The sequence below is a fragment of the Streptococcus mitis genome (assembly GCF_002096815.1).
GTDB classification, from domain to species: Bacteria; Bacillota; Bacilli; order Lactobacillales; family Streptococcaceae; genus Streptococcus; species Streptococcus mitis_AD.
Map to the genome: position 1 here is coordinate 335738 of NZ_NCVJ01000021.1, position 22679 is coordinate 358416.

The 22679-nt window shown below is 40.1% G+C and carries 22 protein-coding genes; 16 read left to right on the forward strand and 6 right to left on the reverse strand.

What is annotated here, in order from left to right; translation table 11 throughout:
- Positions 1–69: 69 nt before the first annotated feature.
- The 3 genes from B7696_RS08390 to B7696_RS08400 are packed head-to-tail and all read left to right on the forward strand — an operon-like array spanning position 70 to position 2634.
- Positions 70–1056, forward strand: a complete 987-nt coding sequence (locus B7696_RS08390) for an ABC transporter ATP-binding protein (protein WP_084863178.1) — start codon at positions 70–72, stop codon at positions 1054–1056.
- Positions 1053–1847 carry an ABC transporter permease gene (locus B7696_RS08395; RefSeq protein ID WP_003013825.1) on the forward strand — a complete coding sequence of 265 codons (795 nt, stop codon included), beginning with the start codon at positions 1053–1055 and terminating at the stop codon, positions 1845–1847. The genes B7696_RS08390 and B7696_RS08395 overlap by 4 nt, the downstream gene beginning before the upstream one ends.
- 1 nt (position 1848) lies before the next feature.
- Positions 1849–2634 carry an ABC transporter permease gene (locus B7696_RS08400; protein WP_084863522.1) on the forward strand — a complete coding sequence of 262 codons (786 nt, stop codon included), beginning with the start codon at positions 1849–1851 and terminating at the stop codon, positions 2632–2634.
- A gap of 197 nt (positions 2635–2831) precedes the next feature.
- On the opposite strand, the gene yidA is transcribed toward B7696_RS08400, so the two are convergent.
- Both yidA and B7696_RS08410 read right to left on the reverse strand, forming a co-directional pair.
- Positions 2832–3638 carry a sugar-phosphatase gene (gene yidA / locus B7696_RS08405; protein WP_084863181.1) on the reverse strand — a complete coding sequence of 269 codons (807 nt, stop codon included), beginning with the start codon at positions 3636–3638 and terminating at the stop codon, positions 2832–2834.
- 12 nt (positions 3639–3650) lie between these two features.
- Positions 3651–4955: an HD domain-containing protein gene (locus B7696_RS08410; RefSeq protein WP_084863183.1), complete on the reverse strand. Its 1305-nt coding sequence runs from the start codon at positions 4953–4955 to the stop codon at positions 3651–3653.
- 71 nt (positions 4956–5026) lie between these two features.
- Between B7696_RS08410 and B7696_RS08415 the strand changes: the two genes are divergently transcribed.
- A complete protein-coding gene (locus tag B7696_RS08415; RefSeq protein ID WP_080709993.1) occupies positions 5027–5404 on the forward strand; it encodes a YwiB family protein in 378 nt (125 codons plus the stop codon).
- A 381-nt stretch (positions 5405–5785) separates the two neighbouring features.
- Here the strand turns inward: B7696_RS08415 and B7696_RS08420 are convergent, their stop codons facing one another.
- The 3 genes from B7696_RS08420 to coaA all read right to left on the reverse strand — a co-directional run bounded on the left by B7696_RS08420 (position 5786) and on the right by coaA (position 7595).
- A complete protein-coding gene (locus tag B7696_RS08420; RefSeq protein WP_084863185.1) occupies positions 5786–6319 on the reverse strand; it encodes a DNA topology modulation protein in 534 nt (177 codons plus the stop codon).
- A gap of 51 nt (positions 6320–6370) precedes the next feature.
- Positions 6371–6607: a 30S ribosomal protein S20 gene (gene rpsT, locus B7696_RS08425; protein ID WP_001274000.1), complete on the reverse strand. Its 237-nt coding sequence runs from the start codon at positions 6605–6607 to the stop codon at positions 6371–6373.
- Between the two features lie 67 nt (positions 6608–6674).
- Positions 6675–7595, reverse strand: coding sequence for a type I pantothenate kinase (gene coaA, locus B7696_RS08430; RefSeq protein ID WP_020902939.1), 921 nt, complete (start codon positions 7593–7595; stop codon positions 6675–6677).
- Between the two features lie 199 nt (positions 7596–7794).
- Between coaA and B7696_RS08435 the strand changes: the two genes are divergently transcribed.
- The 9 genes from B7696_RS08435 (at position 7795) to B7696_RS08475 (ending at position 16131) form a co-directional block, all read left to right on the forward strand.
- Complete coding sequence (locus tag B7696_RS08435; protein WP_033684964.1) at positions 7795–8199, forward strand: hypothetical protein; 405 nt, start codon at positions 7795–7797, stop codon at positions 8197–8199.
- Between the two features lie 178 nt (positions 8200–8377).
- Positions 8378–8968, forward strand: a complete 591-nt coding sequence (locus B7696_RS08440) for a class I SAM-dependent methyltransferase (protein WP_080702840.1) — start codon at positions 8378–8380, stop codon at positions 8966–8968.
- Positions 8965–10242: a pyrimidine-nucleoside phosphorylase gene (locus B7696_RS08445; protein ID WP_084863186.1), complete on the forward strand. Its 1278-nt coding sequence runs from the start codon at positions 8965–8967 to the stop codon at positions 10240–10242. The genes B7696_RS08440 and B7696_RS08445 overlap by 4 nt, the downstream gene beginning before the upstream one ends.
- Positions 10243–10261: 19 nt before the next feature.
- Positions 10262–10924: a deoxyribose-phosphate aldolase gene (gene deoC / locus B7696_RS08450; RefSeq protein WP_084863188.1), complete on the forward strand. Its 663-nt coding sequence runs from the start codon at positions 10262–10264 to the stop codon at positions 10922–10924.
- Positions 10911–11300 carry a cytidine deaminase gene (locus B7696_RS08455; protein ID WP_084863190.1) on the forward strand — a complete coding sequence of 130 codons (390 nt, stop codon included), beginning with the start codon at positions 10911–10913 and terminating at the stop codon, positions 11298–11300. The genes deoC and B7696_RS08455 overlap by 14 nt, the downstream gene beginning before the upstream one ends.
- A gap of 89 nt (positions 11301–11389) precedes the next feature.
- Positions 11390–12442 carry a BMP family lipoprotein gene (locus B7696_RS08460; RefSeq protein WP_020900231.1) on the forward strand — a complete coding sequence of 351 codons (1053 nt, stop codon included), beginning with the start codon at positions 11390–11392 and terminating at the stop codon, positions 12440–12442.
- Positions 12443–12585: 143 nt separating this feature from the next.
- The gene (locus B7696_RS08465) at positions 12586–14121 is read left to right on the forward strand and encodes an ABC transporter ATP-binding protein (RefSeq protein WP_084863192.1); all 1536 of its coding nucleotides are present in this window, start codon (positions 12586–12588) and stop codon (positions 14119–14121) included.
- Positions 14114–15172 carry an ABC transporter permease gene (locus B7696_RS08470; protein ID WP_033683459.1) on the forward strand — a complete coding sequence of 353 codons (1059 nt, stop codon included), beginning with the start codon at positions 14114–14116 and terminating at the stop codon, positions 15170–15172. The genes B7696_RS08465 and B7696_RS08470 overlap by 8 nt, the downstream gene beginning before the upstream one ends.
- A 2-nt stretch (positions 15173–15174) precedes the next feature.
- Complete coding sequence (locus tag B7696_RS08475; RefSeq protein WP_000029124.1) at positions 15175–16131, forward strand: ABC transporter permease; 957 nt, start codon at positions 15175–15177, stop codon at positions 16129–16131.
- 38 nt (positions 16132–16169) lie between these two features.
- Here B7696_RS08475 and plsY read toward each other — a convergent pair whose 3' ends face one another.
- Entirely contained in the window at positions 16170–16811 is a 642-nt protein-coding gene (gene plsY / locus B7696_RS08480; RefSeq protein WP_084863194.1) for a glycerol-3-phosphate 1-O-acyltransferase PlsY, read from the reverse strand.
- 135 nt (positions 16812–16946) lie between these two features.
- Here plsY and parE point away from each other — a divergent pair, with 135 nt between their 5' ends.
- From parE to parC, 3 genes are all read left to right on the forward strand, one after another.
- Positions 16947–18890: a DNA topoisomerase IV subunit B gene (parE, locus tag B7696_RS08485; protein WP_084863195.1), complete on the forward strand. Its 1944-nt coding sequence runs from the start codon at positions 16947–16949 to the stop codon at positions 18888–18890.
- A 27-nt stretch (positions 18891–18917) separates the two neighbouring features.
- The gene (locus B7696_RS08490; protein ID WP_084863524.1) at positions 18918–19736 is read left to right on the forward strand and encodes an aminoglycoside 6-adenylyltransferase; all 819 of its coding nucleotides are present in this window, start codon (positions 18918–18920) and stop codon (positions 19734–19736) included.
- Between the two features lie 367 nt (positions 19737–20103).
- The gene (parC, locus tag B7696_RS08495) at positions 20104–22575 is read left to right on the forward strand and encodes a DNA topoisomerase IV subunit A (RefSeq protein WP_084863197.1); all 2472 of its coding nucleotides are present in this window, start codon (positions 20104–20106) and stop codon (positions 22573–22575) included.
- The last annotated feature ends 104 nt before the right edge of the window (positions 22576–22679 follow it).

A 22679-nucleotide genomic window follows, 5' to 3' on the forward strand; every position in this document is an offset into this window, starting at 1 on the left:
CAATCTTTAGCATTTTGGTAAAGTATGGAAAAAGTACAAGTAAATATATTTTATCGAAAGGAGAGATATATGAGTGAAATAGTTATTAATGCTCAGAATTTATCTAAAAATTTTTATAATTTTGATTCAAGACTCCCATTTATCAAGAGATTTTTGAAACGTAATCAAATAACGATTCGAGCTGTTCAAGATATTAGTTTTACGATTAAGAGAGGGAGTATAGTTGGCTTTATTGGGAGTAATGGAGCTGGTAAATCCACAACGATTAAAATGTTGACTGGGACTCTTTATCCTAGTTCCGGAAAATTAGAAGTGAATGGAGAAATTCCATTTAAAAGAAGTATAAATTTTAGAAAAAAAATTTCAATAGTAGTAGGAAATAAATTACAGTTATTTCAAGATGTTTCGGCTATGGATTATTTTCAATTGATTGGTACTTTATATGAGGTAGAACCGGCGATTTTACAAGAACGAATTCAGGAATTAAGCAATTTGTTGAATGTAAAAGATCAGCTTTACCAGCAGGTCCGGACCCTCTCTCTTGGACAAAAAATGAAAATGGAGTTTATCGCGGCATCTTTAACAAGTCCGGAAATATTATTTTTAGACGAGCCTACTATAGGGTTAGATATACAGTCTAAAAAAGATATCAGAACATTTTTAAAGAAAATGAATGAAGAATGTCATACTACTATTATTTTAACGAGTCATGATATGGATGATATTTCGTCTGTTTGTGACGAATTAATCGTCATTGACAAAGGAAAAATTATTTTGCAGGAGTCAATGGATGTTATTTTATCTAAATTTTCTGATTTTAAATATTTAAAGATAAAAATGACATTAGATTTTGTACCAGAGTTATGCTCTGTTAAAGGAGTAGTAGTCATTTCTCAAACAAAATCGGAATGTATACTAAAAATACCTAGAGATTTTGTCTTTGAGACATTAGAATCAATCAATAAGCTTGTAGATATAGAAGATTTTGAAATATCAAATCTTTCTTTAGAAGAAATTATTTTACAAAACTATTTTACAAAAAAGGAGCACAATTGAAAAAAGAAATGTCTATTATTCTGATATCATTTCGATCTATTTTGAACTATAAATCAAGTGTACTATTGTTAATGTTACAGGCAAGTATACAAATTATGATATCAGTATTTTTATGGACGTATATATATCAGAGTAACCAGATAAATATAGCAGGATATGATTTTACCTCAATGGTTCAATACTATTTGGGGACTATAATTTTTTCATATTTTGTTTTTTATCCAGTTGATTGGGAAATCAATGACGATGTTCATTCAGGAAATTTTTTTAGCATATTAATAAAACCTGTTACTTTTTATAAGTATTATTTTTGTAAAATGCTTGGAGATAGGCTTGCTCATTTATTATTTATCATCATTCCTGTCATTTTATTCTCCAGTGTTTATTACAAGAATGAGTTATTAACCATTGAAATTCTTATTTTAGGAAGTATTGCAATTATTCTATCTATGGTTCTATGGTTTTTAATATCATGTTGTGTAGGTATGCTTTCTTTTTGGTTAGAAAATATATTTTTTGTCCTTACTGTTAAAGAAATAGTAATTCAGTTTTTATCAGGAATATTATTGCCTTTAAGTTTTTTTTCAAATAATTTTCGTCTGTTTTTAGATGTATTACCTTTTAAATACTTAGTATATGAACCGCTTCAGATGTTTAGTAATGATACATATAAATTAATAGACTATTTGAGAATTATTTGTATTCAATTGATTTGGTGCATCATTTTTTATATTATATCAAGATTCATATTGAGAAAAGGAGTGGAGCACTTCTCAAATGTGGGAGGATAAAATGTTTAGAATAAAAGTAATTTTTAGGCTACTTCATTTTGGTTTTAAATCTGATATGAATTTTTATTTTGACTTCTTTTGTGGTCTATTTTCGTCGATACTGTGGATTGGTTTACCTATTGTATTTTTTAGATTGATTTTCTTAAACATAGACTCTTTTAATGGTTGGGACTATTATCAAATTTTATTTTTGGTAGGTTCCTACACTATTGTAGATGGAGTTATGATGGGATTGTTAATTAGAAGTATGGGAATTTTAGAATCAGATATTTTGAGTGGTAACTTGGATCAAATTTTATTGAGGCCGTTTGATACTCAGTTGTTCTATATTTTTAGATCATTTAATTTAGTTCAATTCGTGAATACTTTTTTTGGTCTTGCGATCATTTTTATAAGTTATGGAAATTTAAATGTACATTTAAATTCATTAAAAATATTATTTTATATCCTTTCTTTAATGTGTGGTTGTATTATATATTATTCAATTTGGTTTCTAATAACGATTAGTTCATTTTGGTTCCCAACTAAATTTTCAAAAGTAGATGTATTTTTGAATTATATTGGAATTTCTAAGTATCCATATAATATTTTTACAGGTATTAACAGATTGATCACTATGTTATTTGTTCCCAATTTATTAATTGCCAATCCTGCAGTATTAATATTTTTAGGGAAAGATACATTGAACCTATTTTTCTATCAAATAGTTTTTACAGTTTTTTTGATTATTATCAGTCGTACAATTTTTAGAAAAGGATTGAAAAAATATGAAAGTGCAGGAAGATAAACAATGTTGTTCAGTTATATGTTTGACTAAAGGAAGTGATTCGCTGTACTTTCGGATATGAGCTTGGAGGTAGAATTACCAGAGTGATAAAGTCTCCATTTGATATAACAGCCATTCAATTTCTTGATTTATTCTCATTGTGATATATTCATACTAAAAACCGCTCAGCCGAGCGGTTTTCGTCTATTCATACCCTTTTACAGTACCCATGTACGGATAGCATGGGCAACGCCGGATTCATCGTTAGATTTAGTGATGTATTTGGCGATTTTTTTGATTTTTGGATTTCCATTTTCCATGACAACAGGGTTTCCAACGACTTCCAGCATGGCGCGGTCATTTTCTTCGTCACCGATAGCCATGGTTTGATCTTTGGTCAATCCTAGTTTTTCAGCTAGGTGAGTGATGGCTGAACCCTTGTCTACATTCTTTTTAAGGAGTTCGAGGTAGAAAGGAGCAGATTTGTTGATGGAGTAGCGCTCGTAAAATTCGGCTGGTATCTTTTCAATCGCAGCATCGAGAATTTCTGGTTCATCGATGAACATACATTTGACGATTTCCTTGCCAGACATTTCTTCAGGTGTACGATAGAAAATAGGCATGCTGACGAGGGTTGATTCGTGCACTGTATATTTTCCGATATTACGATTGGCAGTATAGATACCGTCCTTTGTAATAGCGTGCATGTGGACACCTAGCTTGCGACTGAGGAATTCCATATCCAGATAATCCTCATAGGTCAAGGATTCACTGATAATCTCATTTCCTGTAGCAGTTTCTTGGACAAGGGCACCGTTGAAGGTCACAACATAGTCACCCTCGTCTCTCAACTGCAAGTCGTCTAGAAGTTTGGCAACACCTGCGATGGGACGGCCAGTTGCAATCACGACTTTGACACCAGCTTCTTTGGCATCTTGGATGGCAGAAAAGACTTCAGGAGTGATTTCCTTTTGGCTGTTGACTAGGGTTCCATCGATATCGACGGCGATTAGTTTAATACTCATAAATTTCCTCTTCTAGTTTTTATTTGGGGTAAAATGATCGTTCTCAATCAAGTGTAAAAATTGCTGGGTAATGCTTGCGAAGATGCTGTTTTGGTCCAACATTTCTTTCGGAAAATAAAAACGATTATCTCCGTGGCGACTGCCAGCAAGGGATTGGACGATAGGAGACAGGCTAGAGAGTTCGGCCAGTTCTCCATTTTTTTGTAAAATCTCAATCTGTGTCCGTGGATTTTCAGATTCGGGACGATAGATATCATAAGGGAGGTCAAAATTCTTATGAATAGCAGTATAGTAGTCGGGATCAAAGCCGATGTCCTCAACCAATTTTCTCATGCTAGCAAGTTGGTCTTGGTCTTCTTGTGAAAAGGTAATGGATTTAAAGACCTTGCGGTTGACAAAGCGTTGCGACAGGTCTGCAAGAATCTTGTCAGGACTGGTCATCCAGAGTTGGAAGTAAGTATTCATCACACCATCATCTAGAGCCAGATAGTCAGTCAAGGTCACATTTTTTTCAAAGAAAGGCAGGAGGTGTGGAGAAGTTCGTGAAAAGAAATCTTTGTCTTTAGGATAGAGTTCCTTGGCGCGTTTGAGAAGATTCTGTAGGAGAACTTCCATGGCGCGTGTTGCTGGGTGGAAATAGACCTGCATATACATCTGGTAACGACTGAGGACGTAGTCTTCGATAGCATGCATGCCATTGCGCTGAAAGGCGATACCATTTGCGACAGGACGAATGACTCGGAGGATGCGAGTCAGGTCAAATTCCCCATAGGAAGCTCCAGTAAAATAGGAGTCGCGCAAGAGATAGTCCATGCGATCTGCGTCAATCTGACTGGAAATGAGTTGCACGACCTGCTTGTTAGAATAGGTGTGGTCAATGACACTGGCCACCTTTCCTGGAAAATCTGGCGCTACTTGTAGCAGGACTTGGTGAATTTCTGTCTCAGGACTTTGGATAATCTCTTGAGTAATAGCTTCATGGTCTGTATCAAAGAGATGTTCAAAAGTATGCGAGTAGGCACCATGCCCAAGGTCATGTAGGAGGGCAGCGGTCATGGTCAAGAGAGACTCAGAAGGATTCCATTCGTCTGGATATTTTTCTTCAAAAATCTCCGTGATTCGTCGTGCAATTTCATAGACCCCCAAGCAGTGGGAAAAGCGGCTGTGTTCCCCGCCGTGGAAGGTATAACTGGAAGTTCCCAGTTGTTTGATACGACGCAAACGCTGAAATTCTTTTGTATTAATCAAGTCATAGATGATTTGATTATTGACATGGATGTAGTTGTGAACGGGGTCACGGAATACTTTTTCGTTCATATGACCATTATAGCAAAAAGCTAGAGTTTTTGGTAAAATAGTAGGACAAGAGATAAGAAAGAGGACCTGATGTGAAGATTCGGATGCGAAATACGATTCAGTTTGATGAGCAGTTGGAAGTGATTGATCAGCTTTATGATGTGGAAGTGCATGAAAAGGGAGATTATAGCTACCTGCTTTTCTATAATGAGGAAAAGGAAAAAGTAGTGATTAAATTTCATGGTCAAGAGTTGGTGATGAGCCGATTTTCCAATCCCAAGACCATTATGCGCTTTCTAAAGGATAGTGATAGTTTGGCCTATATTCCTACACCCATGGGCATGCAGGAGTTTATTATCCAAACCAGTCGTTATGAAGTTGATGGGCAAAAGATTCATTTAGACTATCAACTACAAAACCAAGAGGGATATCCCTTTGCCAGCTATCAATTGGAAATTACTTGGGGCTAGGTATGACTGGGGACGAGGTTATAGCAACGAAGCTGATAAAGTTTATGAAATCAAGCTTTTCTTGCACATTTTTAGTAGCTGAAACCTTTATTTTTTCAGATTAAGGTTATAACAATCATTCCATTACCTATTATTTATGAAAGCTAAATATAATATCCGTCTTCCCTTATACTTATTCCAAATGAGTAAAGAGGATTTGAGGCCTAGCGATTGTTATTATTGTATATTCAAAATCTAAAAATTGATAAAAGGGACAGTGAATGTCCCTTTTCATTTCTATAGAATTCAGAGTTTTAGATAGGATAGATTGGTAAATAATGAAGAAAATATTTTGAGAAAATAGCTCCAAAAAGGGGATTTGTCTTCCAAATAGTACTAACATTATCCATGTTGGTTTTTCTTCTTGTTTTCGTGAGTCTTTATAAAGTAATCTATCTCCTTTTGAGACCTAAGGATAACAACTTTATCTGGATAGGTTTCTTGAACCCACTTGTAGCGTTCTTTAGCGGATTTGCTCCGTCCATCCCAGAGAATCCATCTGATAAATTCCCAATTAAATTGTTCTTGACAACCAGCTGCCATACTTTCTCTGACCTTGCCTCGGTATTTGAAATAACGCTTAAAAGCTCGAAAGAGACAGGTCAATGGCGAAAAATTAAGAAAGATGATTTGGTCAGCTTCCTGCATTCTTTCTTCGTAATAGCACCAAGAATAATTCCCATCAGTGATCCAAGCTTCATGCTTGGTGAGAAAGCTTTTCATCTCGGTCAACATCCATTCTTGGTCACTGTCTTGCCAACCGGGTTGAAATTGGAGTGTGTCCATGTGAAGTTTTGGGATTGAGTAGTAGAGAGATAACTTTTCAGCTAGAGTTGACTTACCAGCACCAGAATATCCGATGATTGCGATTTTCATTTTCTACCTTTTCCTATTTGGGGACAAAAAAACAGCCTCATGGACTGTTTCTTATTTAGCAAGTTTAGCTGAAAGACGAGCTTTATCGCGGCTTGCTTTGTTTTTGTGAATCAAACCTTTAGTTTCTGCTTTATCGATAGCTGAGCTAGCAGCACGGAAAAGTTCTTCAGATGGGTTTGCTTCGAAAGCTTTGATAGCAGTACGCATAGCTGATTTTTGAGCTGAGTTCTTTTCGTTTTGTTTAACGTTCAATTCAGCACGTTTGATAGCTGATTTAATGTTTGCCAATGTTCTTACCTCCATATTTACTAACTATACCATTATATCTGAAAACTTACGTTTTGACAAGGGAAAATTATTTTTTTAAGTAAATTTCATCGATTTCATGGTTCTTTGTTTTATGAAGAATCACTTCCGCACGATTTCTGGTCGGTTCAATATAATTTTGTAGATTTGTGAGATTGATACTGGTCCAGACCTGATGGGCAAAGGATTCCACTTCCCCAATCGGCATTTGTGTAAAACGATAATAGTAGCTATCAGGGTCGTTTTGGGCTAGGCTCAGCATTTTCAAGAAACGGTCTAGATACCAACTCTCGATGTCATCGACTGCAGCATCAACATAGATGGAAAAGTCAAAGAAGTCAGTAATGTAGAGACGCTCATTTTGTGGATTTTGAAAGACATTTATTCCCTCAACAATGACAAAATCAGCAGCTTTGACGCTCTGCTTTTCCTCAGGTACGATGTCGTAGACTTCATGAGAATAGACAGGAATATCTACATCTTGTCCATTTTTGATGTGATCCAGGAAGTTGAGAAGAGCTTCCATATCATAGCTTTCAGGAAATCCCTTACGATTTAGAATCCCTTGCTCAATCAAGGTCTGGTTGGGATAGAGAAAGCCATCGGTTGTTACCAACTCAACCCTAGCATCTGTAAGCGTACGGGACAGTAAGATTTGAAGTAGGCGACTGGTTGTGGATTTTCCAACGGCAACACTCCCAGAAACCCCAATGATAAAAGGCTGGGATTTGCTTTCACGTTGAAGGAAAATCCCTTTTGAAAAGGCCAAATCATCCTTGGTACGCTTGTAAATCTGGATGAGATGGGCTAGGGGGAGATAGACATCGGTAACATCCTGCAAGCTAATCTGGTCATTAAAACTCTTGATGGATTCTAATTCCTCTTCTGTCAAAGGAGGTGTTGTCTTTCGATGTAACGATTGCCAAGTCTGGCGGCTGATTTTTTCAAAATGTAAAAATTCGTTGGTCATTTGTTTTCCCCTAGATATTTTGTTTATCATACCATAAAAAGCTAAAAAAATAAAGCGGTTTCTTGATGATAGTAAACCAATATCGTATAATAGAAGTAGATAGGGTTGACCAATTTCTTGATGAGGTAGGAGCTACTTTCTCCTGACTTATAAGCCAATAAAGGGGGCTTTGGGATTCACAATTTATAGGAGGTGTACTATGAAAATCTTAAAAAGTTATATACTGGAACTCTGTTTTATTTTAAGTTTTGCACTACCTTTTTTAAAAGGAGCGAATGCGGATAATGGTAGACGTTTTGTGGAAACCTATTACGGTTTTACTTTTTTGATGGAACATGCCATTGTAACAGCTGTCTTTATCTGTTCGCTCTTGATTGCTTTCTTCCTAAAAAAACGGTGGACGAAATGGTTTGCTGCTGGAAGTTATGTCTTTTTAGTTCTATGGATTGCTACAGAGGGTTATTTCTTCCGCATGTCACTAGAAGATTTAATCCGACTTTGGACAAGTTTGGAAATTCTGACAAAAACGTATCAGTTGGGCTTTTATCTAAACATCTTGTTGGGAATCTTGTTGGTAATGAAGCATTTGAAGGTAAAGAAATAAAAATGTGCCAGACTATAGACTATGAGATATCTAGTCCTACGTGCTTTGTTATTCGGTTATAAAAGTTAAAAGAGATTGAAGAAAAAGTCTTGTTTACTAGCTTTCTTCAGTCTTTTTCGTTTTATGATCAATTTGTAAACGATTTACAATTTAAGTCAAATTATGGTAAAATAGTTTCATGAGTAAAATGTATTATGCAGAGAATCCTGACGCTGCTCACGACATTCATGAGTTGAGAGTGGACTTGTTGGGAGAAAAAATGACCTTTTTGACGGATGCGGGTGTTTTTAGCAAGAAAATGATTGACTTTGGGAGTCAACTCTTGCTCAAGTGTCTTGAGGTCAACCAAGGAGAAACTGTTCTTGATGTAGGCTGTGGTTACGGACCTTTGGGCTTGTCTTTAGCTAAGGCTTATGGAGTTCAGTCGACCATGGTCGACATCAACAATCGTGCCTTGGATTTGGCGCGACAAAATGCTGAACGAAATAAAATAGAAGCGACGATTTTCCAGTCCAACATCTATGAACAAGTTGAAGGACATTTTGACCATGTCATTTCCAATCCTCCTATCCGTGCAGGCAAGCAAGTGGTTCATGAAATCATTGAGAAAAGTAAAGATTTTTTGGAAACTGGTGGGGATTTAACAATCGTTATTCAGAAGAAACAAGGGGCTCCAAGTGCCAAGTCCAAGATGGAAGATGTGTTTGGTAATTGTGAGATTGTCAAAAAAGATAAGGGATACTATATCCTTAGAAGTGTGAACGAATGAGAGCAGTTGATTTAATTCAAAAGAAACGAGACGGTCAAGAATTGACTTCGAGTGAAATTGAATGGCTGGTAGAAGGCTATGTGTCAGGAACTGTCCCTGATTATCAGATGTCTGCCTTTGCTATGGCTGTTTATTTCAAAGGAATGACGACTCGAGAAATATCTGACCTAACTATGAAGATGGTCAAGACAGGGCAAGAGTTTGATTTATCCGTTATTGATGGGGTTAAGGTTGACAAGCATTCTACGGGTGGTGTTGGTGATAAGGTGACCTTGATTTTGGCTCCTCTTGTTGCCAGCTTTGGTGTGCCTGTGGCAAAAATGAGTGGTCGTGGTCTCGGCCATACTGGTGGGACAATTGATAAATTGGAGTCCATTAAGGGCTATCAAGTAGAGCGTAGTCAAGAGGATTTTATTCGTCAGGTACAGGACATTGGTGTATCTGTCATTGGGCAATCAGACCAGCTTGTCAAAGCAGATAAGCTTCTCTACGCCCTTCGTGATGTGACCGCAACTGTCGACACGATTCCTTTGATTGCGAGTTCGGTGATGAGCAAGAAAATTGCGGCAGGGGCGGATGCTATTTTGCTAGACGTGACTGTCGGTGAGGGTGCCTTCATGAAGACGGTTGATGAGGCGCGTGAGTTGGCTCAAACCATGGTGGAACTTGGTAAGGCAGTTGGTCGAAAGACGGTAGCAGTGATTACGGATATGAGCCAGCCTTTAGGGCGTGCTATTGGAAATCGTCTGGAGATCCTTGAAGCATTGGAGATTTTACAAGGTCAAGGCCGTCAGGATATTACCCACTTTATCTGTGAATTGGCTCAAATCATGCTTGGTTTGGCAAATGTAAATAAAACAGTTGAAGAAGTTCTCCAACACCTTGAAAATGGTCAAGCACTGGCTAAGTTTGAGGAGATGGTCCAAGCCCAAGGTGGAGATTTAGAAGACCTTTATCGTCCTGTAAATGTAGCCCATGTGGTAGAAATCCCTGCCCAGGAAACGGGTGTCATTTCAGCTCTTCCCGCTATGGAATTTGGCCTTTATGCCATGAGACTGGGTGCTGGCCGTGCAGTCAAGTCTGATGCCTTGGACTATGAAACAGGAATTGTTTTTGAAAAGAAGGTTGGAGATTCTGTTCAAAAGGGCGAAATTGTTGCAAAAGTATACACAAATGGGAAAATTTCTCCTCAGCTAGTTACAGATTTTCAAAAATATGTTAAAATAAATGATGGAGTACAGAGTTTAAGAGAAATTATCGAAATTATCTCATAAACCGCAGGAGAATCCGAATATGAAGTTGAATAAATATATTGATCATACGCTTTTAAAACAAGATGCAACAGAAAATCAAATTGATTGTTTGTTGTCTGAAGCTAGAGAGTATGATTTTGCCAGTGTTTGTGTTAATCCGACCTGGGTTGAACATGCTAAAAAAGGGCTTGAAGGCACAGATGTCAAGGTCTGCACAGTAGTAGGTTTCCCTTTGGGCGCAACAACTTCGGCCGTGAAAGCTTTTGAAACCAAAGAAGCTATCCAAAATGGTGCGGATGAGATTGATATGGTGATCAATGTTGGGGCTCTCAAATCAGGTGATTTAGCCTTGGTTGAGTCTGATATTCGAGCAGTTGTGGAAGCAAGTAGTGACAAGTTAGTGAAAGTCATTATTGAAGCTTGCCTTCTGACAGATCAAGAAAAAATTGTGGCTTGTCAATTAGCCCAAAAAGCTGGAGCTGACTTCGTAAAAACTTCAACTGGCTTTTCGACTGGTGGCGCTACGGTAGCAGATGTTACATTAATGCGTGAAACAGTTGGACCTGATATGGGTGTCAAGGCTGCAGGTGGAGCTCGTTCTTATGCAGATGCTCTTGCCTTTGTGGAAGCAGGTGCGACTCGTATCGGAACGTCAGCTGGGGTAGCCATTTTAAAAGGAGAATTGGCTGATGGCGACTACTGAGTTGATTGAACTAGCAATTGAAACCAGCAAGAAAGCCTATGTGCCTTGTTCTCACTTTCCAGTCGGAGCTGTTTTAGTGGCGAAAGATGGGAACATTTATACAGGTGTCAATATCGAGAATGCTAGTTATTCTTTGACTAACTGTGGAGAACGTACAGCGATTTTTAAAGCAGTTTCTGAAGGCCAAAGAGAATTTTCAGAATTGATTGTCTATGGACAAACAGAAAAACCAATCTCGCCATGTGGTGCTTGTCGCCAAGTGATGGCTGAATTTTTTGAACAAGATCTAAAAGTGACCTTGGTCGCAAAAGATAAATCGACGGTCGAGATGACGGTCGGGGAATTACTTCCATACTCTTTTACAGACTTAAACTAGTCTGAGTCGCTCTCTGAGTGACACGGTCCTTGTGGCCAACCAATCCATACTTGCAACATCGTTGCACATCTTATTTAGGAGGTTCAGTAATGAACAAGAAACAATGGCTAGGCCTTGGTCTAGTTGCAGTGGCAGCAGTTGGACTTGCTGCATGTGGTAACCGCTCTTCTCGTAACGCAGCTTCATCTTCTGATGTGAAGACAAAAGCAGCAATCGTCACTGATACTGGTGGTGTTGATGACAAATCATTCAACCAATCAGCTTGGGAAGGTTTGCAAGACTGGGGTAAAGAACATAATCTTTCAAAAGATAAAGGTTTCACTTACTTCCAATCAACAAGTGAAGCTGACTATGCTAACAACTTGCAACAAGCTGCTGGAAGCTACAACCTAATCTTCGGTGTTGGTTTTGCCCTTCACAATGCGGTTGAAGAAGCAGCAAAAGACCACTCTGATTTGAACTATGTCTTGATTGATGATGTGATTAAAGATCAAAAGAATGTTGCTAGCGTAACGTTTGCTGATAACGAAGCTGCTTACCTTGCGGGTGTTGCAGCAGCTAAAACAACTAAAACAAAACAAGTTGGTTTTGTAGGTGGTATTGAGTCTGAAGTTATCTCACGTTTTGCAGCTGGATTTAAAGCTGGTGTTGAGTCAGTAGATCCATCTATCAAAGTACAAGTTGACTATGCTGGTTCATTTGGTGATGCTGCTAAAGGTAAAACAATTGCAGCAGCACAATACGCAGCTGGTGCAGACGTTGTTTATCAAGCAGCAGGTGGAACAGGTGCTGGTGTCTTTGCAGAAGCAAAATCACTCAACGAAAGCCGTCCTGAAAATGAAAAAGTTTGGGTTATCGGTGTTGACCGTGACCAAGTAGGAGAAGGTAAGTACACTTCTAAAGATGGTAAAGAATCAAACTTCGTTCTTGTATCTACTTTGAAACAAGTTGGTACAACTGTAAAAGATATTGCTAACAAAGCAGAAAAAGGTGAATTCCCTGGCGGTCAAGTGATCGTTTACTCATTGAAAGATAAAGGGGTTGACTTGGCAGTAACAAACCTTTCAGAAGAAGGTAAAAAAGCTGTTGAAGATGCTAAAGCTAAAATCCTTGATGGAAGCGTAAAAGTTCCTGAAAAATAATGGATGGAAGTCATTTCTTAGGAAGCGGCCAAGGGCCGCTTTTTTAAGAGTTGAGACAAAGTCATTTTGTCTCAGTAAAGCTTGCTACTAGAGAAACTAGCAAGTTTTATTGAAATAAAATAAGACTCTGAAAGGAAGAGCACATGGCACACGAAAATGTCATTGAGATGCGTGATATTACCAAGGTGTTTGGTGAATTTGTTGCCAACGACAAAATCAACCTGCACCTACGAAAAGGTGAAATTCATGCACTTTTAGGAGAAAATGGGGCTGGAAAGTCCACGCTAATGAATATGTTAGCAGGGCTTCTTGAACCAACCAGTGGTGAAATTGTGGTCAACGGTCAAGTTGTTAACCTCGACTCCCCCTCTAAAGCAGCTAGCTTGGGAATCGGAATGGTTCACCAGCACTTTATGTTGGTAGAAGCCTTCACAGTGGCTGAAAACATCATTTTAGGAAGTGAATTAACTAAAAATGGTGTGTTAGATATCGCTGGAGCTAGTAAAGAAATCAAGGCTCTTTCTGAACGTTATGGCTTAGCTGTTGACCCTTCTGCCAAGGTAGCAGACATCTCAGTTGGAGCCCAACAACGTGTAGAAATTTTAAAAACCCTTTATCGGGGAGCTGATATCCTTATCTTTGATGAACCAACGGCTGTCTTGACTCCATCAGAAATTGATGAGTTGATGGCTATTTTGAAAAATCTTGTCAAAGAAGGAAAATCAATTATCTTGATTACCCACAAGTTGGACGAGATTCGAGCAGTTTCTGACCGCGTTACAGTTATCCGTCGTGGGAAATCAATTGAAACTGTCGAAATTGCAGGAGCTACCAATGCTGATTTGGCGGAAATGATGGTAGGTCGTTCTGTTTCCTTTAAAACAGAGAAACAAGCCTCTCAACCAAAAGAAGTGGTCTTGTCAATCAAAGATTTGGTGGTCAATGAAAACCGCGGTGTCCCAGCTGTGAAAAATATGTCCTTGGATGTTCGTGCTGGAGAGATTGTTGGTATTGCAGGGATTGATGGAAATGGTCAGTCTGAACTGATTCAAGCCATTACAGGTCTTCGCAAGGTTGAATCTGGTAGCATTGAGCTAAAAGGAGATTCAATTGTAGGCTTGCACCCACGACAAATTACAGAGTTGAGTGTTGGGCACGTTCCAGAAGACCGTCACCGTGATGGCTTGATTTTGGAAATGATGATTTCTGAAAATATTGCCCTTCAAACCTACTACAAAGAACCACATAGTAAAAATGGAATTTTGAACTATTCAAATATTACTTCTTATGCTAAAAAGTTAATGGAAGAGTTTGATGTTCGTGCTGCCAGCGAATTTGTTCCTGCAGCTGCACTCTCAGGAGGAAATCAACAAAAAGCAATTATTGCTCGTGAAATTGATCGAGATCCTGATCTCCTTATCGTTAGCCAGCCAACTCGTGGGTTGGATGTCGGTGCCATCGAATATATCCACAGGCGCTTGATTGAAGAGCGTGATAATGGCAAGGCTGTCCTAGTTGTCAGCTTTGAGTTGGATGAGATTTTAAACGTCTCAGACCGTATTGCTGTTATCCACGATGGTAAGATTCAAGGTATTGTATCACCAGAAACAACCAATAAACAAGAACTTGGTGTCTTGATGGCTGGTGGAAACTTGGGAAAGGAGAAGAGTGATGTCTAAAAAATTACAACAAATTTCGGTTCCCTTGATTTCTGTCTTCCTAGGAATTTTACTTGGAGCCATTGTCATGTGGATCTTTGGTTATGATGCTATTTGGGGCTATGAAGAATTGTTCTATACAGCCTTTGGTAGTCTACGCGGAATTGGGGAAATCTTCCGTGCCATGGGACCTTTGGTCTTGATTGGTCTTGGTTTTGCCGTTGCCAGTCGTGCTGGCTTCTTTAACGTTGGACTTCCTGGTCAGGCTTTGGCAGGTTGGATTCTTAGTGGTTGGTTTGCCTTGTCGCATCCAGATATGCCACGTCCTTTGATGATTTTAGCAACTATCGTGATTGCCTTGATTGCTGGTGGGATTGTCGGAGCGATTCCAGGTATTCTTAGAGCTTATCTAGGGACGTCAGAGGTTATCGTAACCATCATGATGAACTACATTGTCTTGTATGTAGGGAATGCCTTTATCCATGCTTTCCCTAAAGACTTTATGCAAAGTACAGATTCGACCATTCGTGTTGGGGCTAATGCAACCTATCAGACACCTTGGTTGGCTGAGTTGACTGGTAATTCGCGGATGAATATTGGTATTTTCTTTGCTCTCATTGCCGTTGCAGTCATTTGGTTCATGCTCAAGAAAACAACTCTTGGTTTTGAAATCCGTGCTGTTGGTCTTAATCCTCATGCTTCAGAATATGCTGGTATTTCTGCAAAAAGAACGATTATCCTCTCAATGATTATTTCAGGTGCCTTGGCAGGTCTTGGTGGAGCTGTTGAAGGACTTGGAACCTTCCAGAACGTCTATGTTCAAGGGGCGTCTTTAGCTGTTGGATTTAACGGGATGGCGGTTAGTCTGCTTGCGGCTAACTCACCAATCGGTATTCTCTTTGCAGCCTTCCTGTTTGGTGTTCTCCAAGTTGGAGCTCCTGGTATGAATGCGGCGCAGGTACCGTCTGAGCTTGTCAGCATTGTAACAGCGTCTATTATCTTCTTTGTCAGTGTTCATTACCTTATCGAACGCTTTGTCAAACCGAAAAAACAAGTTAAAGGAGGTAAGTAAAGATGTCTATTACAACCTTGCTCACCCTCTTGGTGTCTTCTATGCTGATTTACTCAGCACCCCTCATCTTTACAAGTATTGGTGGTGTTTTCTCTGAACGTGGTGGTGTGGTAAACGTCGGCCTTGAAGGAATTATGGTTATGGGTGCCTTTTCTGGAGTTGTCTTTAACCTTGAATTTGCAGAACAATTTGGCGCAGCAACTCCATGGCTATCTTTGCTAGTTGCAGGATTGGTTGGAGGCCTCTTCTCTATCATCCACGCAGCAGCGACGGTTCATTTCCGTGCAGACCATGTTGTCAGCGGTACGGTATTGAACTTGATGGCGCCAGCCTTGGCTGTTTTCTTAGTGAAAGTTCTTTATAACAAAGGACAAACCGACAATCTAAGTCAGACTTTTGGACGCTTTGATTTCCCAGTCTTGGCCAATATCCCAGTGATTGGTGATATCTTCTTCAAGTCAACAAGTCTACTTGGTTATCTGGCGATTGCCTTCTCATTCCTTGCTTGGTTTATCCTCTTCAAGACTCGCTTTGGTCTTCGTCTCCGCTCTGTCGGTGAACATCCTCAAGCAGCGGATACATTGGGAATCAATGTCTACAAGATGAGATATCTAGGAGTTATCATTTCAGGTTTCTTGGGTGGAATTGGGGGAGCGATTTATGCTCAATCCATCTCAGTTAACTTCTCAGTGACAACTATTGTTGGACCTGGATTTATCGCTCTTGCTGCAATGATCTTTGGTAAATGGAATCCTATCGGTGCTATGCTTTCTAGTCTCTTCTTTGGACTTTCACAAAGTTTGGCTGTTATCGGTTCTCAGTTGCCATTCCTACAAGGAGTGCCTGCGGTTTACCTGCAAATTGCACCTTATGTTTTGACTATTCTTGTCTTGGCAGCCTTCTTTGGAAAAGCAGTTGCACCAAAAGCAGATGGTATCAACTATATCAAATCAAAATAAGCATACAAAAAAACGTCAGTTCTGTTCAAACTGGCGTTTTATTTTTTAGGATTTTGATGAGTCAAGTTCAGTCCCCAAGGAACAAGATTTTCAGTTTTATTTTGGATGCGTGTGATATTATCTTTATGCCTAATGATAATCAAACTAGCAAGAGCTAGGATAATGGCGATGAAGAGAGGGTCGTAGTTACTCAGTATAAAACCAAAAAGTGGAAAGAGTAGAACTCCGATGACGGCTGCGATAGATGCTGTGACACTAGACAGCGAAATCATACTACCAAGATAGAGAGTTCCAAAGAAAACAACTGCAAGGTAGAGACAGAAGACAGGCGCAAATCCGAAAATCACTCCCGCACTGGTTGCGACAGCCTTTCCACCCTTAAATCCTGCAAAGATAGGGAAGGTATGCCCAATGACAGCCAAAAGTCCAAAGATGAGAGGTGAAACACCTTGCAGATGAAAGAGAATCGGAAGTAGCGTTGCTAGGGTTCCTTTGAAAAAGTCAATCACAAAGGTCGCCATACCTGCTTTCTTGCCTAAAATTCGGAAGGTGTTGGTTGTCCCGGTGTTACCAGAACCATGTTCTCGCAGATTGATTTGAAAGAATACTTGTCCAATCCAGAGACCAGACGGAATCGAACCCAGCAGATAGGCTAGGATTAATAAAACTATTGTAATCATACTCCTATTATATCATGAAATGGAGAAGAAAGGCAGAGAATCACTTCTGAAATTGTCACACCGGAGAAAGAAAAATTTTGCAAAATCCTTGGAAAACCTGTAGAATAGTAAAGATGAACGAATAGGAGGTTCCTTGTGTCAAAAAAGGAAATCAATATTAACAATTATAATGATGATGCCATTCAGGTGTTAGAAGGGTTGGATGCGGTTCGAAAACGTCCAGGGATGTATATCGGATCAACTGATGGCGCTGGTCTCCACCACCTCGTCTGGGAAATCGTCGACAATGCTGTCGATGAAGCCTTGTCTGGGTTTGGTGACCGTATTGATGTGACCATCAATAAAGACGGGAGTTTGACTGTGCAAGACCATGGTCGTGGGATGCCGACGGGAATGCACGCTATGGGGATTCCAACTGTTGAGGTTATCTTTACTATTCTCCACGCTGGAGGAAAATTCGGTCAAGGAGGCTACAAAACATCTGGTGGACTTCACGGGGTAGGCTCTTCTGTCGTCAATGCTCTTTCTAGCTGGTTAGAAGTTGAAATCACCCGTGATGGCGCAGTTTACAAGCAACGTTTTGAAAATGGGGGAAAACCTGTCACGACCTTAAAGAAAATCGGTACAGCGTCCAAGTCTAAGACAGGTACCAAGGTTACGTTTATGCCTGATGCGACGATCTTCTCTACGACAGATTTCAAGTACAATACCATTTCAGAGCGTCTTAATGAATCAGCCTTTCTCTTGAAAAATGTGACCTTGTCTTTGACGGACGAGCGAACAGATGAAGCGATCGAGTTTCACTATGAAAATGGGGTGCAGGACTTTGTTTCTTATCTTAACGAAGACAAGGAGACCTTAACGCCAGTTCTTTACTTTGAAGGAGAAGACAATGGTTTCCAAGTGGAAGTGGCTCTCCAGTACAATGATGGATTTTCAGATAACATTCTATCTTTTGTCAATAACGTTCGCACCAAGGATGGTGGAACGCATGAGACAGGACTCAAGTCCGCTATTACCAAGGTTATGAACGACTACGCGCGTAAGACGGGGCTTCTCAAGGAAAAAGATAAAAACCTTGAAGGGTCAGACTATCGTGAGGGGCTAGCGGCTGTCCTCTCTATTCTAGTCCCTGAAGAACATTTGCAGTTTGAGGGTCAGACCAAGGACAAGCTAGGAAGCCCTCTTGCTCGTCCTGTTGTGGATGGCATTGTGGCTGATAAGTTGACCTTTTTCCTTATGGAAAATGGGGAATTGGCTTCTAACCTCATCCGCAAGGCTATTAAGGCCCGTGATGCTCGTGAAGCGGCACGTAAGGCGCGTGATGAGAGCCGAAATGGTAAGAAAAATAAGAAAGACAAGGGCTTGTTGTCTGGAAAATTGACCCCAGCCCAGTCTAAGAATCCAGCTAAGAATGAACTCTATCTGGTCGAGGGAGACTCTGCCGGTGGTTCTGCCAAACAAGGCCGTGACCGTAAGTTCCAGGCTATCCTACCTCTTCGTGGTAAGGTCATCAATACAGCCAAGGCCAAGATGGCGGATATCCTCAAAAATGAAGAAATCAATACCATGATTTATACCATTGGTGCGGGTGTGGGAGCAGACTTCTCCATTGAAGATGCCAACTATGACAAGATCATTATCATGACCGATGCGGATACTGACGGTGCTCATATCCAAACCTTGCTCTTGACATTTTTCTATCGTTACATGCGTCCGCTAGTTGAGGCAGGACATGTCTATATCGCCCTTCCGCCTCTTTACAAGATGTCCAAAGGAAAAGGCAAGAAAGAAGAAGTGGCCTATGCTTGGACGGACGGTGAGCTAGAAGAGCTCCGTAAACAGTTCGGTAAAGGCGCTACTCTCCAACGCTACAAAGGTCTTGGTGAGATGAATGCGGACCAGCTCTGGGAAACAACCATGAATCCAGAAACGCGCACCCTTATCCGTGTCACAATCGAAGACCTAGCTCGCGCCGAACGTCGCGTCAATGTCCTCATGGGAGACAAGGTCGAACCACGACGTAAGTGGATTGAGGATAATGTCAAGTTTACGCTAGAAGAAGTGACAGTATTTTAAGTTAGTTTTTAATGAATGGGTATAAACATGAGAACTGAAACAGAAATGCTCGATGTGATTTTACAAACAGCCAAAACTTTACAAGTCAAAGCTGTCGCCATGTCTGGTTCACGGACTTGCCCAAAAGCGCTAAAAGATGAATTTCAAGACTACGATGTGGTCTATATTGTTGATGATTTGTATAATCTGATGAGTGACCTTTCTTGGTTGAATAAGTTTGGGAAACGTATTATCGAGCAAGAAGTCAGCCTTGGTCACCGTCGCCTCTATCTCATGCTCTTTGAAGATGGTAACCGCATTGATTTGACTCTTTGCCCTAAAGAATACATTCAAGAATGGGTGGACAGTGAAGCAGGATTTACTATTTTAGAAGATACAGAAAATTTATTTGAAGCCTATTTCCCAAATCTAGAGCGTCACTGGATAACCCCAGCTACTGAAACGGATTTTAAAAATTCCTGCAATGAATTTTGGTGGGTATCAGCCTACGTGGTTAAGGGGATTTATCGCAAACAAGTCATCTATACGACGGACCATCTCTATGGCATTTGTCAACAAGAATTCTTGAAAATCTTAGCTTGGCAGGTTGCAAGTGATAGGAGAGTGGTCGACATAGGCAAGAATTATAAGTATCTTTTTAACTATTTACCTACTGAGAAAGAGAAAGAATTCTCAAATCTGCTTGATTTTTCAAGTATAGATAAAATCACTCAGTCTTTGTTTGCTACGATGGAACTTTTCCACCAAGAGGCTCAATTCCTTGCTTACAAGATGGGATTTGACTATGATATGGAAGTAGCTGAGAAAATGATTGAGTATGCTAAGGAGAGACTTCTTAATCGCTAACTAACTAAAGACCTTAATTTAAAAGATTAAACTACAGAAAGAGTCGTTTGGTTATTTGTAGTAACTGAACACGGGACTAATTTTATTCGGAAAAAAGTCAAATCGTCTTGACTTCATTGAACCCTACATCGATTTTCTATTTTTCTACAGACATTTTTGGCAAGCCAAATCGTCCCTTTGTATCTTAACTGAATAAAGGACTAATTTCTGTAAAGTATCCTTCACTGTATAAAAACCTACTCTATATTCTTTGAAAGGAGTTGAACACGCCCTAAATGATGCGTGAAAAAGATAAATTCTCTGGTGAGCTTGCTTACTTCAAGAATTTTCTATTTTCACTTGATATTTTACGGGCTCTGTATCCTATATGAGTAACATTCAAAACATGTCCCTCGAGGACATCATGGGAGAGCGCTTTGGTCGCTACTCCAAGTACATTATTCAAGACCGGGCTTTGCCAGATATTCGTGATGGCCTGAAGCCGGTTCAGCGCCGTATTCTTTATTCGATGAATAAGGATGGCAATACCTTTGACAAGAGCTACCGTAAGTCTGCTAAGTCAGTCGGGAACATCATGGGGAATTTCCACCCACACGGTGACAGTTCTATCTATGATGCCATGGTTCGTATGTCTCAGGATTGGAAAAATCGTGAGATTTTAGTTGAAATGCACGGTAATAACGGTTCTATGGACGGTGATCCACCTGCGGCCATGCGTTATACTGAGGCACGTCTGTCTGAAATTGCTGGCTATCTTCTTCAGGATATCGAGAAGAAGACAGTTCCCTTTGCTTGGAACTTTGACGATACAGAGAAAGAGCCGACTGTTTTACCAGCAGCCTTTCCAAACCTTTTGGTTAATGGTTCGACTGGTATTTCGGCTGGTTATGCGACAGATATTCCACCTCATAATTTAGCTGAGGTCATCGATGCGGTGGTTTACATGATTGACCACCCAACAGCCAAGGTGGATAAACTCATGGAATTCTTGCCTGGACCAGACTTTCCGACTGGAGGGATTATCCAGGGTCGTGATGAAATCAAGAAGGCCTATGAAACTGGAAAAGGGCGCGTGGTTGTTCGTTCTAAGACTGAAATTGAAAAGCTAAAAGGTGGTAAGGAACAAATTGTTATTACTGAGATTCCTTATGAAATCAACAAGGCCAATCTGGTTAAGAAAATCGATGATGTTCGTGTCAATAACAAGGTAGCTGGGATTGCTGAGGTTCGTGATGAGTCTGACCGTGATGGTCTTCGTATTGCTATTGAGCTAAAAAAAGATGCCAATACAGAGCTTGTCCTCAACTATCTCTTTAAGTACACAGATCTGCAAATCAACTATAACTTTAACATGGTGGCGATTGACAATTTCACTCCTCGTCAGGTTGGGATTGTTCCAATCCTGTCTAGCTACATCTCCCACCGTCGTGAAGTGATTTTGGCGCGTTCACGCTTTGACAAGGAAAAGGCTGAGAAACGTCTCCATATCGTCGAAGGTTTGATTCGTGTGATTTCAATCTTGGACGAAGTCATTGCGCTTATCCGTGCTTCTGAGAATAAGGCTGACGCTAAGGAAAATCTTAAGGTCAGCTATGATTTTACGGAAGAACAGGCTGAGGCTATCGTAACCTTGCAACTGTATCGTTTGACCAATACCGATGTGGTTGTCTTACAGGAAGAAGAAGCAGAACTTCGTGAGAAGATTGCCATGCTTGCAGCTATTATCGGTGATGAGCGGACTATGTACAATCTCATGAAGAAAGAACTTCGTGAGGTTAAGAAGAAGTTTGCCACTCCTCGTTTGAGTTCTTTAGAAGACACTGCGAAAGCAATTGAGATTGATACAGCTAGCCTTATCGCCGAGGAAGATACCTACGTTAGCGTGACCAAGGCAGGTTACATCAAGCGTACCAGCACACGTTCCTTTGCGGCATCCACTCTGGAAGAAATTGGCAAGCGTGATGATGACCGTTTGATTTTTGTTCAATCTGCCAAGACAACCCAGCATCTCTTGATGTTCACGACGCTTGGAAATGTCATTTATAGACCAATCCATGAATTGGCAGACATTCGTTGGAAGGATATCGGTGAGCATCTGAGCCAAACCATTACAAACTTTGAAACTAACGAAGAAATCCTTTATGTGGAAGTAGTGGATCAGTTTGATGATGCGACAACCTACTTTGCGGCGACTCGTTTCGGTCAAATCAAGCGTGTAGAACGCAAAGAATTCTCTCCATGGCGGACCTATAAATCTAAGTCTGTAAAGTATGCTAAGCTCAAAGACGAGACAGACCAGATTGTAGCAGTGGCTCCGATTAAACTGGATGATGTTCTCTTGATTAGCCAAAATGGTTATGCCCTTCGTTTCAATATCGAAGAGGTACCAGTTGTCGGTGCTAAGGCTGCAGGTGTCAAAGCTATGAACTTGAAAGAAGATGATGTCCTCCAATCCGCTTTTATCTGTAACACCTCATCCTTCTACCTCTTGACCCAGCGTGGAAGTTTGAAACGTGTTTCCATCGAGGAAATTCCAGCAACCAGCCGTGCCAAACGAGGACTACAAGTCTTGCGTGAGTTAAAAAATAAACCACATCGAGTCTTCTTAGCAGGAGCAGTTGCAGAGCAAGGTTTCGTTGGTGATCTCTTCAGTACAGAAGTAGAAGAAAACGACCAGATTCTGTTGGTCCAATCTAACAAAGGAACGATCTATGAAAGTCGATTACAAGACTTGAACCTGTCAGAACGAACTAGCAACGGTAGCTTCATCTCTGACACGATTTCTGATGAAGAAGTTTTCGATGCTTATCTTAAAGAGATATTTACTGAAGCTAAATAAGTGAAATGAAGAATCAGTTCTAAGAGCTGGTTCTTTTTATTGAAGAAATTTTCTGAAAATTACAAAATATACTTGCTATTTTAGAAAAATAGTGTAGAATAAAA

Bases quoted from the DNA above. Each gene is read 5' to 3' on its own strand.
- B7696_RS08400 (WP_084863522.1), top strand. From the start codon at position 1,849: ATGTTTAGAATAAAAGTAATTTTTAGGCTACTTCATTTTGGTTTTAAA.
- deoC (WP_084863188.1), top strand. From the start codon at position 10,262: ATGAAGTTGAATAAATATATTGATCATACGCTTTTAAAACAAGATGCA.
- B7696_RS08475 (WP_000029124.1), top strand. From the start codon at position 15,175: ATGTCTATTACAACCTTGCTCACCCTCTTGGTGTCTTCTATGCTGATT.
- B7696_RS08455 (WP_084863190.1), top strand. From the start codon at position 10,911: ATGGCGACTACTGAGTTGATTGAACTAGCAATTGAAACCAGCAAGAAA.
- B7696_RS08490 (WP_084863524.1), top strand. From the start codon at position 18,918: ATGAGAACTGAAACAGAAATGCTCGATGTGATTTTACAAACAGCCAAA.
- B7696_RS08410 (WP_084863183.1), bottom strand. From the start codon at position 4,955: ATGAACGAAAAAGTATTCCGTGACCCCGTTCACAACTACATCCATGTC.
- parC (WP_084863197.1), top strand. From the start codon at position 20,104: ATGAGTAACATTCAAAACATGTCCCTCGAGGACATCATGGGAGAGCGC.
- yidA (WP_084863181.1), bottom strand. From the start codon at position 3,638: ATGAGTATTAAACTAATCGCCGTCGATATCGATGGAACCCTAGTCAAC.
- plsY (WP_084863194.1), bottom strand. From the start codon at position 16,811: ATGATTACAATAGTTTTATTAATCCTAGCCTATCTGCTGGGTTCGATT.
- B7696_RS08465 (WP_084863192.1), top strand. From the start codon at position 12,586: ATGGCACACGAAAATGTCATTGAGATGCGTGATATTACCAAGGTGTTT.
- B7696_RS08445 (WP_084863186.1), top strand. From the start codon at position 8,965: ATGAGAGCAGTTGATTTAATTCAAAAGAAACGAGACGGTCAAGAATTG.
- B7696_RS08420 (WP_084863185.1), bottom strand. From the start codon at position 6,319: ATGAAAATCGCAATCATCGGATATTCTGGTGCTGGTAAGTCAACTCTA.
- B7696_RS08435 (WP_033684964.1), top strand. From the start codon at position 7,795: ATGAAAATCTTAAAAAGTTATATACTGGAACTCTGTTTTATTTTAAGT.
- B7696_RS08460 (WP_020900231.1), top strand. From the start codon at position 11,390: ATGAACAAGAAACAATGGCTAGGCCTTGGTCTAGTTGCAGTGGCAGCA.
- coaA (WP_020902939.1), bottom strand. From the start codon at position 7,595: ATGACCAACGAATTTTTACATTTTGAAAAAATCAGCCGCCAGACTTGG.
- B7696_RS08470 (WP_033683459.1), top strand. From the start codon at position 14,114: ATGTCTAAAAAATTACAACAAATTTCGGTTCCCTTGATTTCTGTCTTC.
- B7696_RS08390 (WP_084863178.1), top strand. From the start codon at position 70: ATGAGTGAAATAGTTATTAATGCTCAGAATTTATCTAAAAATTTTTAT.
- B7696_RS08440 (WP_080702840.1), top strand. From the start codon at position 8,378: ATGAGTAAAATGTATTATGCAGAGAATCCTGACGCTGCTCACGACATT.